Consider the following 14,061-nt stretch of genomic DNA (forward strand, 5'->3'; position numbering starts at 1 on the left):
CAACCCTTATTGCGGCAAGTTGTCCAATTTCATTTGAACAACAGGGTTAGACGCGGCTGCAATTGATGCTGCATAAGATAAACGTGCAGCGGCGGTATCGCCTTTGCGCAGTTGGATGTCACCGCGTAGCTCTTCAACCTGCGGCTTCCAGCTTTCTGCTGTCACGCTATCTAGCTCTTTTAGCGCAGCGTCAACGTTGCCTTGTTGCGCTTCAACACGTGCAAGACGCAGTGTTGCCGTCGCTTTCAACGAATCGTCTTTAGACGCTTGTACTGAGCGCAAATGCTCAGCGGCTTTAACAAGATCACCCGCTTCTACGAACGTCTTCGCCAGCTGCAACTCGACCAATGCCGAATAAGAGCTGTCATTAGACTGAATAAATGCAGCAGCTTTTTCTTGTGCGTCAGCATCGCCAGCAGCCAAGGCGCCCACGACTTGCATGTACGCTTCAGATGCCTGCTCGCGGCTAGTTTCTTGCTCTGACTGGTAGTAGCGCCATCCATATAGGCCGCCCAAACCAATCACTGCGCCGAGGATGATGGCTTTGCCATTATCCCGCCACCACGTTTTAATCGCTTCGACTTGTTGTTCTTCTGTGGTGTAGACGTCCACGTTTAGTCCTCTCTTAAACTCGTTGAGCCAATTTTTCGGCTACATCATCCTGAGAAATGGTCAGTTGCTCGCCACCTTTAAGATCTTTATAGGTCACAACCTTGTTCGCCACTTCGTCTTCACCCAATACCAATGCAACGGATGCGCCTACTTTATCAGCACGTTTAAATTGCTTCTTAAAGTTGCCACCACCGAAGTGAGTCATCACACGAAGACCCGGTACACGTTCACGCAAGGTTTCTGCCAATTGCATGCCTGCTGCCAATGTTCCTTCACCAGCGGTGACCATGTAAACATCAACAACAGGGCGAGTTTCATTTAATTCCAGCGTTTCCATCAGAAGCACAAGACGTTCAACACCCATGGCAAAACCCACTGCAGGCGTCGCTTTTCCGCCCAGTTGTTCAACCAGACCATCATAACGACCGCCGCCGCAGACGGTGCCTTGCGATCCCAAACTCTCAGTGATCCATTCGAAAACGGTACGGTTGTAGTAGTCAAGACCACGAACCAATTTCTCGTTTACTGAGTATTGGATACCTGCAGCGTCCAACAGTTCACACAAACCTGCAAAATGTTGTTTTGATTCGTCATCTAAATACTCAGATAGCTTAGGTGCATCCACCAGCACGGCTTGAATGTCTGGGTTTTTCGAGTCCAGAACACGCAGCGGATTGGTATGCATGCGTCGCTTGCTGTCTTCGTCCAAAATAGCTTCGTGTTGCATCAAAAACGCAACCAGCGCTTCACGATAACCCGCGCGTGCTTCCAATGAACCAATTGAGTTCAACTCTAGGCGAACGTGCTCATGAATACCCAGCTCACGCCAAAGACGTGCTGTCATCATGATAAGTTCAGCATCTACGTCTGGACCGTTCAGGCCGAATACTTCCACACCAAACTGGTGGAATTGACGGTAGCGACCTTTCTGAGGACGCTCATGACGGAACATAGGGCCCATGTACCATAGGCGCTGTTCTTGGTTGTACAGTAGACCGTTTTCAATACCCGCACGCACACAACTCGCCGTCCCTTCTGGACGCAGCGTTAGGCTATCGCCATTGCGATCTTCAAAGGTATACATCTCTTTCTCGACCACATCAGTCACTTCACCGATTGCACGACAAAACAGATTGGTCATTTCGACGATAGGCATACGAACTTCGCTGTAGCCATAACCGCTGATCACGTCTTTAACCGTACCCTCTACTTTTTGCCAAAGAGGAGTTTGTGTTGGAAGGCAGTCGTTCATGCCTCGAATTGCTTGAATTGTTTTTGCCACGTTTACTCTCGAAACCGATCTTTATCTATTCTGTTAGAAATAAGCCTCAAGGCTTACTTCTGCGTGTTTACGTCAATGCGGTTGTTCTCATCCAGCATTGAGGCTTTAGCCCGGATCTTCGCTTCCAGCTGGTCGATCAGGTTATCATTGTCAAAACGTTCTTTCTGGCGAATGCCATCATCATAATATGCGCTGCGCTTATTGCTGCCCGCAACACCAAGGTGCGATACCTCAGCTTCACCTGGGCCGTTAACTACGCAACCTATAATGGACACATCCATTGGTACGACAACGTCTTCCAGACGCTGTTCTAGCGCATTAACCGTGCCAATCACATCAAACTCCTGACGGGAGCAGGTTGGGCACGCAATAAAGTTAACACCACGTGAGCGAATACGCAGTGATTTCAATATATCAAAACCGACTTTAATTTCTTCAATCGGGTCAGCCGCCAGCGAGATACGCAGTGTATCGCCGATACCTTCACTCAGCAGCATACCCAAACCTACCGCAGATTTCACTGCGCCAGCACGAGCACCACCCGCTTCGGTTATCCCCAAGTGCAAAGGCTGGTCGATGCGTTTCGCTAATTGGCGGTAGGATTCAACCGCAAGAAACACATCAGACGCTTTTACACTCACTTTGAATTGGTCAAAATTCAAACGATCCAAAATATCAACATGGCGCATTGCCGATTCTACCAGTGCTTCAGGAGTAGGCTCGCCATATTTTTCTTGAATTTCACGCTCTAATGATCCGCCATTCACACCGATGCGGATAGGAATATTTTTGTCACGTGCAGCATCAACGACTGATCGAATACGCTGTTCGTTACCGATGTTACCCGGGTTAATGCGTAAGCAGTCCACACCGAATTCTGCAACACGCAACGCAATGCGATAGTCGAAATGAATATCAGCGACTAAAGGCAAGTTGGTTTGTTCACGGATCAGCTTAAAGGCATCCGCAGCTTCCATGGTTGGAACAGAAACACGCACAATGTCTGCACCGACTTTTTCTAGCGCATTGATCTGCGCCACGGTTGCAGCAACATCAGTTGTACGCGTGTTGGTCATAGACTGAACGGCAATAGGAGCGCCGTCACCAATTGGCACATTGCCCACGTAAATACGCGTTGATTGGCGACGCTTAATAGGAGATTCGGTATGCATTTGGTGTTCTCTGAATTACTTCGGTAGGCTCAAACGGGCAACGCGCCCAGAAGGGTAACCACTTAAATCGACATTGTCGCCATTGTAAACAAGACGTACAGCTGATGGTGCGCCAAGAACAATTTTAAACGGTGCTTCACCTGATAGGTCAACGGTTTCACCAGCAGACTTAATACCAGTTAGAAGGCGTTTACCACTCGCATCGCGTATGTCTACCCAACAGTCGCCATCAAAAGACAACACCAACGAAGGTTGTTGATCTAACGTTTCGCCACTGGTGGTTACATCTCTCGTTGCCACAGTTGCTGGCTCTGAAACACTAGGGGTTGGTGATGTGTTGCTGCTTGGCTTTGGTTGCTCAGGGACAGACGTCTCAACGCTGCTTTCAACAAGCGCTGTATTTTCACTGATATTATCGCTGGTGCTTTTACTATCGCCTGTGCTTTCAACGACAGGCGTATCACCCGTCATGTCACTCGGTAAAGGATCATCAATTTGCACGACATCCGGTTGTACCAGCTCTTCAGCTTGCACGCCAGTAACCACATCATCGTTGCTGTCAGCAGCACCTATTTGAGCCAAAACAGCGGTGGTTTCCGATAGCGACATCAAAGGATCATTTTGTTGATTCTGCCACCACCAAAACGTGGTGATGCCAACGACCACAGCCAAGATCACCCACGTCAGGTTCATCACACGGCTATCATGTTTATCTATGCGTGTTTTACGCGAGAAACTCTGCATTTTCTGCGCCGACTCTTCAGTCTGAGGCGGTGCTTGATAGTCGCAGATAAGCGCGTCGGCGTTCAAACCGACTAGCTTAGCGTAAGAACGAATATAACCACGTGTAAACGTGGCTATTTGTTTATTTTCGCAACAGTTTTCTTCAAGATCTAAAATAACGGATACACGAAGCCTTAGACGGTCAGCCACGTCTTGAGCAGAAAGCCCGATCGCTTCACGGGCTTGCTTTAACACCTGTCCTGGGTGTGCGGACTCAACGTCTAACACTTGTTCTTCGTTTTGTTCAGTATTCATTCTCTAAGTACTGTCTATATTCGTTAGATTTGGGAAATTGTCTGGCCAATACATTGGCATAACGTGTCACTTCATTGGGACGTTCTGCTTTGCTTTCCAGCTCTATGAGTGTCAGTAGCGAATTCGGGCGATAACCATATCGCTTATGAAATTTAAACAAGCGTATTCGTGCATCATTCAATTCGCTGTCTTCAACTTCTAAACGCGCAAGTTGCACAGAAGACAGTGGGCGGTTGGGTTCATGATCAATCGCCTTTTCAAACCATATTTTCGCTTGTTGCCTTTCACCCGCTTTCAATGCACAGAGTGCTGCATTCTCAAAGCTACCAGACATTTTGTAATAGTACGGCTGGTCTATTGCCTTCGCAAATGCCTTCTGCGCTTCACTATAACGTTCTTGGCGACACAAAAAGACACCATAATTATTCTGAACGTCCCCGTTCTTAGGGGAGTAACGCAGTGCAGTAATATATTGCTGCTCGGCTTGATCAAACTCTTCTACTTTTTCTAAGTAGTGAGCAAATGAAATCAAAGAACGGTAGTATTTAGGGGCAAATTGCACCGCCATCTCAAGGTTTTGTCTCGCCCGTTCCCACTGACCCGCGTTTAAATACGCAATACCGAGTGAAATTCTGGATTCAGCAGCCTGAATACTATCAAACTTCACGTTGCTTTGCTTATCCGTTACTGTGACACAGCCTGCTAATAATCCCATCAATAACAGTGTACTAAGCGTCCTTGCCATCATCCCATCCTATCAGTCAAAGCGATCAGACTGATTTTACAGGGATTTGCTCCTCTACATTCAGTCTGTTTTGCGTGCGCTTGGTACGATCAATGACATCGCCAACAAGCTGTCCGCATGCTGCATCAATGTCATCACCACGAGTTTTACGCACGGTTACCGTGTAGTCATACTGCATCAGCGTTTTCATGAAACGATCGATGCGCGAATTACTCGGCTTCTTGTATGGTGACCCAGGATAAGGGTTAAAAGGAATCAGGTTTATCTTCGCAGGGGTATCTTTTAACAGCTCTGCGAGTTGGCGCGCATGGTCCATCTCGTCATTGACATGATCCAATAGAACATACTCTACGGTCACACGCCCACGGTTAGCATTTGATGATGCAATGTAACGACGAACTGATGCCAAAAACGTATCAATGTTGTAGCGATCATTGATTGGCATGATTTGGCTGCGAAGCTCGTCATTGGGAGCATGAAGAGAAATCGCTAGCGCGACATCGATTTTGTCTGTCATCTGATCCAAGCCTGACACAACACCAGAAGTAGAAACAGTGACACGACGCTTAGACAGACCAAAACCCAAGTCATCGAGCATGATGTTCAGTGATGGGATCAGGTTTTTCATGTTAAGCAAAGGCTCACCCATTCCCATCATCACGATATTGGTGATAGGACGACGACCCGTTTCTTTCTCAATGCCGATTTCTTTCGCCGCACGCCAAACCTGTCCGATGATTTCAGACACTTTCAAGTTACGGTTAAAGCCTTGCTGCGCAGTTGAACAGAATTTGCAGTCCAGCGCACAGCCAACCTGTGAAGAAACACACAAGGTCGCACGATCTTCGTCAGGAATATAAACGGTCTCTACGTCTTGGTTACCCACACGCATAACCCATTTGATGGTGCCATCGCTTGAATGCTTAGCCAGAGTGACTTCTGGCGCACGAATTTCACATTTCGCGTTCAGTTTTTCACGAAGCTTTTTGTTGATGTTGTTCATCTGATCGAAGTCATCAACACCAAAGTGGTACATCCACTTCATGATCTGATCAGCACGAAACGCTTTCTCGCCTAACTCATCAGCGAAAAATGCTCGCAGTGCTTGCCGATCAAAATCCAGCAGGTTGATTTTTTCCGTTGTCATCAGATTGCCTCGTGAAACAGGTTAAATACAGGTTGATTGGGAGTTTCAGCCTTAAATCAAGGCGCGAAATTGTACAGCCTTTGTGATCCGGATTCCACCTGTTACTTATGTGGCTTTTATTAGTCCAGAATAGAACAAAATAAAAAAAGGGAGCATCCGCTCCCTTTTTATGTTCGATCACAATGCATTAGCCTTTGCGAGGGCAAATCTCATCACTGGCGAAAAAGTAAGCAATTTCGCGTTCAGCAGATGTCGGGCTATCAGAACCATGTACCGAGTTAAAACGCATACTAAGTGCATGATCTGCACGCAAAGTGCCACATGCGGCTTCTTCCGGGTTAGTTTTCCCCATCAGTTCGCGATAATTAGCAATCGCATTCTCGCCTTCCAGCACTTGCACCATGACAGGGCCAGACGTCATAAACTCAACCAAATCATCGAAAAAAGGCTTACCTTCATGCTCCGCATAAAAGCCTTGCGCTTTTTCTTTGTTCAGGTGAAGCATTTTTGCTGCGACAATTCGCAGCCCAGCAGCTTCAATACGCTGATAGATAGCGCCAATCAGATTGCGTTCAATGGCGTCGGGCTTCACGATTGAAAAGGTGCGCTCAATAGTCATTCTATCTTCCTTATTATATTTTCAGACAGCAGGTAGAAAACGAGTTATCTGCTTGTAATGTCAAAGGTAGCCTACCAGAGCGCAATGTTAGGCCCTACCCCAACATTGCGGAATCGTTAACTGTGTTGATAATTATCAGGCACTTTTGTTTGAATTATCGTGAAGATTCATCCATCAAAATGCGCGATAGGGTTTTCACACCCATGCCCGTCGCGCCCACAGCCCATTTATCACTGGCTCCTTTGCGATAAGTACCAGAGCAATCCAAGTGGATCCAACCGTTTTTGTAGTCATCAACAAAGTAAGAAAGGAAGGCTGCCGCCGTGCTCGCGCCTGGTGAATACTGGCCTGCACCCACGTTTGCCAGATCTGCAAAGCTAGATGGCAACATGTTGCGATGGAATTCCGCCAACGGCAACTGCCACATACCTTCGTTTTCCGCGTTCGCCGCCACAAGACAACGATCTGCCAGAGACTGATCAAAGCTAAACAGCGCGTGATAATCGTTACCTAACGCCATTTTTGCTGAGCCCGTCAAAGTGGCACAATCGACCGTCAATGTAGGGTTAAATTTATTGGCATACAAAAGGCCATCAGCCAAAACGAGACGCCCTTCTGCATCAGAGTTGAGCACTTCTACGGTCACGCCGTTCTTGTAGGTGATGATGTCGCCCAGCTTATAAGCGTTGCTGGAAATCATATTTTCAGCACAACACAGGATCAGTTTTACACGCTTATTCAAGCCTTGAGCAATGGCAAGACCAAGGCCACCAGTTGCCATAGCTGCACCGCCCATATCTGCCTTCATGGCATCCATGAAGCTTGATTGCTTGATGCTGTAACCACCCGAGTCGAACGTAATCCCTTTACCGATAATACACGCAAACACTTCTGCATCGGCATTGCCAGTTGGGTTGTAGTCCAATTGAAGCATGGCTGGTTTGCGCGCAGAGCCACGGCCAACGGTATGCACACCCACCCAACCATGTTCAAGCAAATCTGCACCAGAAACGATTTTATACTTCACGTGCTCAGGGCTAGGCGCTTGTGACTTAATGAACTCACCCGCACGAACGGCTAATTGCTGAGGGCCAACTTCTTCTGCGGTTTCATTGATGATCTGGCACACCCAATCAATCGCAGTGATACGATTATTGAGGTCTTTCAGCGAAGAAGACTCCAACGTCGGGGCTTCAAACTCGACTCCCGCTTTAGGCCCACGTAACCCTTGATAGAAAGCCCACGCGCTTTCAAGATCCCAGTTGTCGCCCACCAAACTGATTTTGCGTATACCCTGCGACTCAAGCTTACGCGCAGCTTGTTGGACAGGAGAAAGGATATCTTCCCCTACAGCGTGAACGATCGCACCATCTTGACCAAAAGAAACAACCGCATTGTTTCCCCACACCTCTGCCGCAGACTCGGTAGATAACGCGATACGCATTTTTTCTGTCATGCTGAACTCCTTTTTCAACTCGCCTTGCCAATCTCGGGCAACACGTATTTTTATTCTCGACTGATTTTAGTTATATACCCAAACGACCTGAGAATGCTCGCATTCAGAGGTCGTCAATGCGTTCAATTTGAGGCGAATTTTACGAGGAATAGTCGTTCTATTCCCGTGGAATTTAACGAAGAAGTGGGCGCATTGATGGCCTCCCTTCGGGCGAGTTGACTAACGCCGCGTTCACAACGCCAGTCAAATTCGCTGAATCCTGCATCTTCAGGTTGTTTGGGTATAGAGTACGCCATATTTATGACGTTTTATCAGTTAAAACAAAGCGGGCATACGCCCGCTTCAATATGATCAATGTGCCTTCAATAAACCACTAACACAAGCGGAATAACCAAAGATTAATCCATTTCATCCATCCAGCACAGAATGATCGCCTCTAGGATTTTCTCATTAGAGTGATTAGGGTCATCGGAGAAATCTTCCAGTTCCATTACCCAACGATGTAGATCCGTAAATCGTACCGTTTTAGGATCAGTTTCTGGGAATTTATCAACAAGCTCGATCGCGATGTCGCGAGTATCAATCCATTTTAAGCTCATAGTTCCAACTTCCTATTTTGAATTAATGATTCTCTGACGCGTGATTCAAGGTGTATCGTGGCACTTCCACAACCAAGTCTTGTTGCGCGACTTTGGCTTGGCAACCCAAACGAGACTCAGGTTCTAATCCCCACGCTTTATCCAACATGTCGTCTTCTAGCTCATCGCTTTCGTTCAATGAATCAAAGCCTTCACGAATAATCACGTGGCAAGTTGTGCACGCACAAGATTTTTCACACGCATGTTCAATTGCAATGCCGTTGCGAAGTGCAACGTCTAATACTGTTTCTCCGGCTTCTGCTTCCAGAACTGCACCTTCAGGGCAAAGGTCTTGGTGTGGCAGAACAACAATCTTTGGCATGTTTAAACCTCGTCAATGGAATGGCCAGCCAGCGCTTCGCGGATGGATTTATCCATTCGACGCGATGCAAACTCCTGACTCGCTTTATCTGTATCTTTAATGCCTTGTTCAATCGCTGCTGCGTTATCACCATTGCGCAGCGCAATTAACGCTTCAATGGCAACGACCAAGGCTTTTTGTTCTTCATCATTCAACAATGTATCGGCATCGGACTGCATAGCAACCAACAACCCTTCAATCACACGATCCGCTTCGACACGCTGCTCCGCCAGATAACGGGCATCTTTGTCTTCCTGCGCGTGAGTGAACGATGATTTGATCATGTCCATCACTTCATCATCGCTTAGGCCATAAGAAGGCTTCACTTGAATTGATGACTGCACCTCAGTGCTTTTCTCCATCGCCGTGACGGACAACAAACCATCAGCATCCACTTGGTACGTGACGCGTACATGCGCAGCACCAGCCGTCATCGGGGGAATACCTTTCAAGGTGAAGTTTGCTAGCGATCGGCAATCATCAACCATCTCACGCTCGCCTTGCACCACATGAACCTTCATGCCGGTTTGGCCATCTTTGAACGTAGTAAACTCTTGAGCACGAGCCACAGGAATCGTGGTGTTACGTGGAATGATTTTTTCCACTAAACCACCCATGGTTTCAATGCCCAGCGACAATGGGATCACATCAAGCAGTAGCATTTCGCCATCTGGCTTGTTGCCGACCAGAATGTCAGCTTGCGTTGCTGCACCCATCGCAACCACTTTGTCTGGGTCTATGCTGGTTAACGGTGTGCGGTTGAAAAACTCACCCACTTTCTCGCGAACCAAAGGTACACGCGTTGAACCACCAACCATCACCACTTCCAACACTTCTTCAGTGGTAACACCAGCATCTTTCAGTGCGCGACGGCAAGACAGCAACGTTTTCTTTACCAGAGCACCGATCATATCGTCGAACTGTGCACGAGCGATCGAACCACTCCAACCCAGCACATCGATGTCAACACTCGCATTATCGCTTAAGGAAACTTTTGCAGCGGTTGCAGCATTTAGCAAACGACGACGATCATCACCAGAGAGAGCCTCGAAGCCAGCTTGTTCAGCAATCCAATCTGCCACTAAGTGGTCAAAATCATCACCACCAAGCGCAGAGTCACCGCCCGTCGCCAGCACTTCGAACACACCTTTTGACAGTCGAAGAATGGAGATATCAAACGTACCACCACCCAAGTCATAAACCGCAATGACGCCTTCTTGACCTGAGTCCAAACCATAAGCAATGGCTGCAGCTGTCGGCTCATTCAACAAACGAAGCACGTTAAGGCCAGCTAATTTGGCTGCGTCCTTGGTGCCAGCTCGTTGCGCATCATCAAAGTAGGCTGGCACGGTGATCACAACACCTTCTAGCTCACCACCTAATGCGGCTTCTGCTCGCACATTCACCGTACGCAAAATATCAGCAGACACTTCAATTGGGTTTTTCGTGCCTAGGCGCGTTGCAATCAAAGGCAAACCATTTTCAGACGCTGACAATTGGTAAGGAAGATGCGGATAACGTGATTGAACGTCAGACAATGAACGCCCCATCATACGCTTGATAGAAATAACGGTATTGGCACTGTCCGTTTCAGACATTGCCTGCGCTTCGTAGCCGACGCTAACTGCGTCGCCATAGTGAACGACAGAGGGGATCAGTGAGCGACCATCAAGGTCGTCTAGCGTCGCTGCTGTGCCACTGCGAACAGAGGCTACGAGCGTATTGGTTGTACCAAGATCAATGCCGACCGCAAGTTTATGCTCGTGCGGTGCAGCGCTTTGACCCGGTTCTGCAATTTGTAACAGTGCCATGTAGATTCCTGTAGCCTGATCGCCTGCTGCGTGTTGGATTAACCCAGCAAACGATCTTCGATTCGTTCGATTTCTAGCTTGAGTTTGACTAAGAATTTGAGCTTACGCACGGTAACAGCAGCATCGGCCCACTGTTGATCGTTCAGTTGCGCTATCAGTTCATTTAACAGGGATTGATGAAGTGTCGATACCTGCTGTTCAAAGTCAAACAACAATACATCCGGCTCATCGCTATCTGCAATATCTTCGAGCTCTTCACGCAGTTCCATTTGCTGCATGAGAAACTCAGGATCTTGCATTGTCTGCTGTTCATCGCGCAGCTCTAGCCCATTCAAAGAAAGAAGGTACTCGGCACGGCGAACGGGGTCGCTCAGCGTCTGATAGGCATCATTGATTTGCGCCGCTTTCTGAACAGCTAGCAGGCGTTCTTGTGAAGAAGCCGTAGCGAATTTGTCCGGGTGAAAACGTCGTTGAAGTTCGCGATACTGCGAAGAAAGAGAGCTACCATCCAGCTCAAACTGAGATGATAGCCCGAATAGTTCGAAATGATTCATGTCATCTCACGTCGTGTTAAACGTTAAAGCTCTCGCCGCAACCACATTCACTGCTTACGTTGGGGTTGTTGAACTGGAAGCCTTCGTTCAAGCCTTCTTTGGTGAAGTCGAGCTCTGTTCCCTCAAGATACAGCATGCTCTTGCTATCAACGATCACTTTTACGCCTTTATGTTCGAACACTTGGTCTTCGTCATTGAGTTCGTCAACGAACTCCAGCACATAGGCCATGCCTGAACAACCGGAGGTTCTCACACCGAGACGTAACCCGATGCCTTTACCTCGGCTTTCAAGGAAAGTGCGAACACGTGATGCCGCAGCATCTGTCATAGTAACGGCCATAAATACAACAACCCTTCTTACGTATTAAGCTTCGTGCTTTTTCTTGTAATCGCTAACAGCTGCTTTGATTGCATCTTCCGCAAGGATTGAGCAGTGAACTTTAACCGGTGGTAGTTCTAACTCTTCTGCAATTTCAGCATTTCGAATCGCCGCAGCTTCGTCTAGTGATTTGCCTTTTACCCACTCAGTAACCAGTGAGCTTGACGCAATCGCTGAACCACAGCCGTAAGTTTTGAACTTCGCATCTTCGATGATGCCTTGCTCATTCACTTTAATTTGAAGTTTCATCACGTCGCCACACGCTGGTGCGCCAACCATGCCGCTACCAATGCTTGGGTCGTTTTTATCAAATGCACCCACGTTACGTGGATTTTCATAGTGATCGATTACTTTTTCGCTGTAAGCCATGATCTATTCCTCGACATCCTTTAACCGATTAGTGGTGTGCCCACTCAACGGTGTTTAAATCAATACCTTCTTTGTACATATCCCAAAGAGGTGACATTTCACGAAGCTTGGTAACTGCTTTAAGTACCTGCCCAATCGCGTGGTCCACTTCTTCTTCCGTGGTAAAACGGCCGAATGAGAAACGAATTGAGCTGTGCGCCAACTCATCGTTCAAGCCGAGTGCGCGAAGAACATATGATGGTTCAAGGCTGGCAGACGTACATGCAGAACCAGAAGAAACAGCCAGATCTTTCAGTGCCATCAGCAGTGACTCACCTTCAACGAAGGCAAAGCTCACATTCAAGTTACCTGCTACACGCTGATCCAAATCGCCATTCACATAAACGGCTTCTAGATCTTTCACACCATCAAGGAAACGGTTACGCAAAGCTAAAGAGTGCGCTTGGTCTTTCGCCAGCTCTTCTTTTGCAATACGGAAAGCTTCACCCATACCCACGATTTGGTGAGTTGGAAGCGTACCAGAACGCATACCACGCTCATGACCGCCACCGTGCATTTGTGCTTCAAGACGAATACGTGGTTTACGGCGAACATACAATGCACCGATACCTTTAGGGCCGTATGCTTTGTGTGCACTCATTGATACGAGGTCAACTTTAATTTCTTGTGTATCCAGTGGCATCTTGCCAATAGATTGCGCCGCATCAACGTGGAAAATCACTTTACGCTCACGGCAAAGCTCACCGATCGCTGCGATATCTTGAATAACGCCAATTTCGTTATTCACATGCATGATAGAAACCAAAATAGTGTCTTCACGCATTGCATCAGCGAGCTTGTTCAAGTCAACAATACCGTTTGACTCTGGCTCAAGGTAAGTTACCTCAAAGCCTTCACGCTCTAGCTGACGACAAGGGTCCAATACTGCTTTGTGTTCGGTTTTACAGGTAATGATGTGCTTACCTTTTTTACCGTAAAAATGAGCAATACCTTTAATCGCTAGGTTATCTGATTCCGTGGCTCCAGACGTGAAAACAATCTCACGAGAGTCCGCATTCAGATAATTAGCAATATGCTCACGAGCAGTATCAACAGCTTCTTCCGCTTGCCAACCAAAACGGTGTGAACGCGATGCTGGGTTACCAAACACGCCATCTAGCGTGAGGTGTTGCATCATTAATTCGGCAACACGTGGATCTACCGGGCATGTTGCTGAATAGTCAAAATAAATTGGCAATTTCATTTGTGTCTCCAAGTACTCCGGCACGACTCATTACGAGCGAAAGTTCACACCCATGGTCACTGAGTTTTCACTGCCATTGGAATTTAAACCGTGTCTAACAATAGTGGATGACTCATGAGTTGAGTCTTGACGCCCCGCGACTTGCTTAACTTCATTGTCTTGCATAAGTTCGCCGAGCGTAATGTCATTTAAAAAGCCGCTAATACGCGAGCTTAAGTCACGCCATAGCGTGTGTGTCAGGCAGCGTGTTCCGCCTTGGCAATCGCCTTTACCTTGACACTTAGTGGCATCTACTGATTCATCCACAGCAGCGATCACCATGCCGACTGCAATTTCGTTTGCATCAACACCAAGGCGATAACCACCACCAGGACCACGTACACTAGATACTAATCCAGCTTTGCGTAGACGTGAGAATAGCTGCTCAAGATACGACAAAGAGATCCCTTGACGTTCTGAAATATCAGCAAGAGGCACTGGCCCCATTTCGGAGTGCAGCGCGACGTCAAGCATCGCTGTTACGGCATATCTGCCTTTAGAAGTCAGTCTCATAACATCCTACCTGTGAGCGAGTAATGAAACGAGTCTGACATACCCGACTAAAACGGTCAAGTATTTAACCTAGTAAAACAGTC

General features: G+C 47.6%; 16 protein-coding genes. All 16 read right to left on the reverse strand.

Annotation, left to right across the window (positions count from 1 at the left end; translation table 11 throughout):
* Nucleotides 1–6: 6 nt before the first annotated feature.
* The 16 genes from LRP50_RS06220 to iscR all read right to left on the reverse strand — a co-directional run bounded on the left by LRP50_RS06220 (nt 7) and on the right by iscR (nt 13,978).
* The gene (locus tag LRP50_RS06220; protein ID WP_274163604.1) at nt 7–612 is read right to left on the reverse strand and encodes a YfgM family protein; all 606 of its coding nucleotides are present in this window, start codon (nt 610–612) and stop codon (nt 7–9) included.
* A gap of 13 nt (nt 613–625) precedes the next feature.
* The gene (gene hisS, locus LRP50_RS06225; RefSeq protein WP_274163605.1) at nt 626–1,894 is read right to left on the reverse strand and encodes a histidine--tRNA ligase; all 1,269 of its coding nucleotides are present in this window, start codon (nt 1,892–1,894) and stop codon (nt 626–628) included.
* 53 nt (nt 1,895–1,947) lie between these two features.
* Nucleotides 1,948–3,066, reverse strand: a complete 1,119-nt coding sequence (gene ispG, locus LRP50_RS06230) for a flavodoxin-dependent (E)-4-hydroxy-3-methylbut-2-enyl-diphosphate synthase (RefSeq protein WP_274163606.1) — start codon at nt 3,064–3,066, stop codon at nt 1,948–1,950.
* A gap of 15 nt (nt 3,067–3,081) precedes the next feature.
* On the reverse strand, nt 3,082–4,104 hold the full coding sequence (gene rodZ / locus LRP50_RS06235; protein ID WP_274163607.1) for a cytoskeleton protein RodZ: 1,023 nt from the start codon (nt 4,102–4,104) through the stop codon (nt 3,082–3,084).
* Entirely contained in the window at nt 4,094–4,849 is a 756-nt protein-coding gene (gene pilW / locus LRP50_RS06240) for a type IV pilus biogenesis/stability protein PilW (protein ID WP_274163608.1), read from the reverse strand. The genes rodZ and pilW overlap by 11 nt, the downstream gene beginning before the upstream one ends.
* Nucleotides 4,850–4,874: 25 nt before the next feature.
* Nucleotides 4,875–5,996 (reverse strand): dual-specificity RNA methyltransferase RlmN, encoded by a 1,122-nt coding sequence (rlmN, locus tag LRP50_RS06245; RefSeq protein ID WP_274163609.1) that lies wholly within the window; start codon nt 5,994–5,996, stop codon nt 4,875–4,877.
* 187 nt (nt 5,997–6,183) lie between these two features.
* Nucleotides 6,184–6,615, reverse strand: a complete 432-nt coding sequence (gene ndk, locus LRP50_RS06250) for a nucleoside-diphosphate kinase (protein ID WP_274163610.1) — start codon at nt 6,613–6,615, stop codon at nt 6,184–6,186.
* Nucleotides 6,616–6,769: 154 nt separating this feature from the next.
* Nucleotides 6,770–8,071, reverse strand: a complete 1,302-nt coding sequence (pepB, locus tag LRP50_RS06255) for an aminopeptidase PepB (protein ID WP_274163611.1) — start codon at nt 8,069–8,071, stop codon at nt 6,770–6,772.
* Between the two features lie 398 nt (nt 8,072–8,469).
* Nucleotides 8,470–8,670, reverse strand: coding sequence for a Fe-S cluster assembly protein IscX (gene iscX / locus LRP50_RS06260; RefSeq protein WP_274163612.1), 201 nt, complete (start codon nt 8,668–8,670; stop codon nt 8,470–8,472).
* Between the two features lie 22 nt (nt 8,671–8,692).
* The gene (gene fdx, locus LRP50_RS06265; protein ID WP_028023721.1) at nt 8,693–9,031 is read right to left on the reverse strand and encodes an ISC system 2Fe-2S type ferredoxin; all 339 of its coding nucleotides are present in this window, start codon (nt 9,029–9,031) and stop codon (nt 8,693–8,695) included.
* A gap of 2 nt (nt 9,032–9,033) precedes the next feature.
* A complete protein-coding gene (gene hscA / locus LRP50_RS06270; RefSeq protein ID WP_274163613.1) occupies nt 9,034–10,881 on the reverse strand; it encodes a Fe-S protein assembly chaperone HscA in 1,848 nt (615 codons plus the stop codon).
* 38 nt (nt 10,882–10,919) lie between these two features.
* Nucleotides 10,920–11,435 (reverse strand): co-chaperone HscB, encoded by a 516-nt coding sequence (hscB, locus tag LRP50_RS06275; protein ID WP_274163614.1) that lies wholly within the window; start codon nt 11,433–11,435, stop codon nt 10,920–10,922.
* A gap of 16 nt (nt 11,436–11,451) precedes the next feature.
* Nucleotides 11,452–11,775, reverse strand: a complete 324-nt coding sequence (gene iscA, locus LRP50_RS06280) for an iron-sulfur cluster assembly protein IscA (protein WP_274163615.1) — start codon at nt 11,773–11,775, stop codon at nt 11,452–11,454.
* A gap of 24 nt (nt 11,776–11,799) precedes the next feature.
* Nucleotides 11,800–12,183 carry a Fe-S cluster assembly scaffold IscU gene (gene iscU / locus LRP50_RS06285; protein WP_028023725.1) on the reverse strand — a complete coding sequence of 128 codons (384 nt, stop codon included), beginning with the start codon at nt 12,181–12,183 and terminating at the stop codon, nt 11,800–11,802.
* A gap of 28 nt (nt 12,184–12,211) precedes the next feature.
* Nucleotides 12,212–13,426 (reverse strand): IscS subfamily cysteine desulfurase, encoded by a 1,215-nt coding sequence (locus tag LRP50_RS06290; RefSeq protein ID WP_274163616.1) that lies wholly within the window; start codon nt 13,424–13,426, stop codon nt 12,212–12,214.
* 30 nt (nt 13,427–13,456) lie between these two features.
* Complete coding sequence (iscR, locus tag LRP50_RS06295; protein ID WP_274163617.1) at nt 13,457–13,978, reverse strand: Fe-S cluster assembly transcriptional regulator IscR; 522 nt, start codon at nt 13,976–13,978, stop codon at nt 13,457–13,459.
* Nucleotides 13,979–14,061 lie beyond the last annotated feature (83 nt).

The sequence above is a fragment of the Enterovibrio gelatinilyticus genome (genome assembly GCF_028683095.1).
Taxonomy (GTDB): domain Bacteria; phylum Pseudomonadota; class Gammaproteobacteria; order Enterobacterales; family Vibrionaceae; genus Enterovibrio; species Enterovibrio gelatinilyticus.

What these genes read in the sequence shown, in the direction of transcription:
- ispG (WP_274163606.1), bottom strand. Translation starts at nt 3,066, where the DNA reads ATGCATACCGAATCTCCTATTAAGCGTCGCCAATCAACGCGTATTTAC.
- rodZ (WP_274163607.1), bottom strand. Translation starts at nt 4,104, where the DNA reads ATGAATACTGAACAAAACGAAGAACAAGTGTTAGACGTTGAGTCCGCA.
- pilW (WP_274163608.1), bottom strand. Translation starts at nt 4,849, where the DNA reads ATGGCAAGGACGCTTAGTACACTGTTATTGATGGGATTATTAGCAGGC.
- rlmN (WP_274163609.1), bottom strand. Translation starts at nt 5,996, where the DNA reads ATGACAACGGAAAAAATCAACCTGCTGGATTTTGATCGGCAAGCACTG.
- ndk (WP_274163610.1), bottom strand. Translation starts at nt 6,615, where the DNA reads ATGACTATTGAGCGCACCTTTTCAATCGTGAAGCCCGACGCCATTGAA.
- pepB (WP_274163611.1), bottom strand. Translation starts at nt 8,071, where the DNA reads ATGACAGAAAAAATGCGTATCGCGTTATCTACCGAGTCTGCGGCAGAG.
- iscX (WP_274163612.1), bottom strand. Translation starts at nt 8,670, where the DNA reads ATGAGCTTAAAATGGATTGATACTCGCGACATCGCGATCGAGCTTGTT.
- fdx (WP_028023721.1), bottom strand. Translation starts at nt 9,031, where the DNA reads ATGCCAAAGATTGTTGTTCTGCCACACCAAGACCTTTGCCCTGAAGGT.
- hscA (WP_274163613.1), bottom strand. Translation starts at nt 10,881, where the DNA reads ATGGCACTGTTACAAATTGCAGAACCGGGTCAAAGCGCTGCACCGCAC.
- hscB (WP_274163614.1), bottom strand. Translation starts at nt 11,435, where the DNA reads ATGAATCATTTCGAACTATTCGGGCTATCATCTCAGTTTGAGCTGGAT.
- iscA (WP_274163615.1), bottom strand. Translation starts at nt 11,775, where the DNA reads ATGGCCGTTACTATGACAGATGCTGCGGCATCACGTGTTCGCACTTTC.
- iscU (WP_028023725.1), bottom strand. Translation starts at nt 12,183, where the DNA reads ATGGCTTACAGCGAAAAAGTAATCGATCACTATGAAAATCCACGTAAC.
- LRP50_RS06290 (WP_274163616.1), bottom strand. Translation starts at nt 13,426, where the DNA reads ATGAAATTGCCAATTTATTTTGACTATTCAGCAACATGCCCGGTAGAT.
- iscR (WP_274163617.1), bottom strand. Translation starts at nt 13,978, where the DNA reads ATGAGACTGACTTCTAAAGGCAGATATGCCGTAACAGCGATGCTTGAC.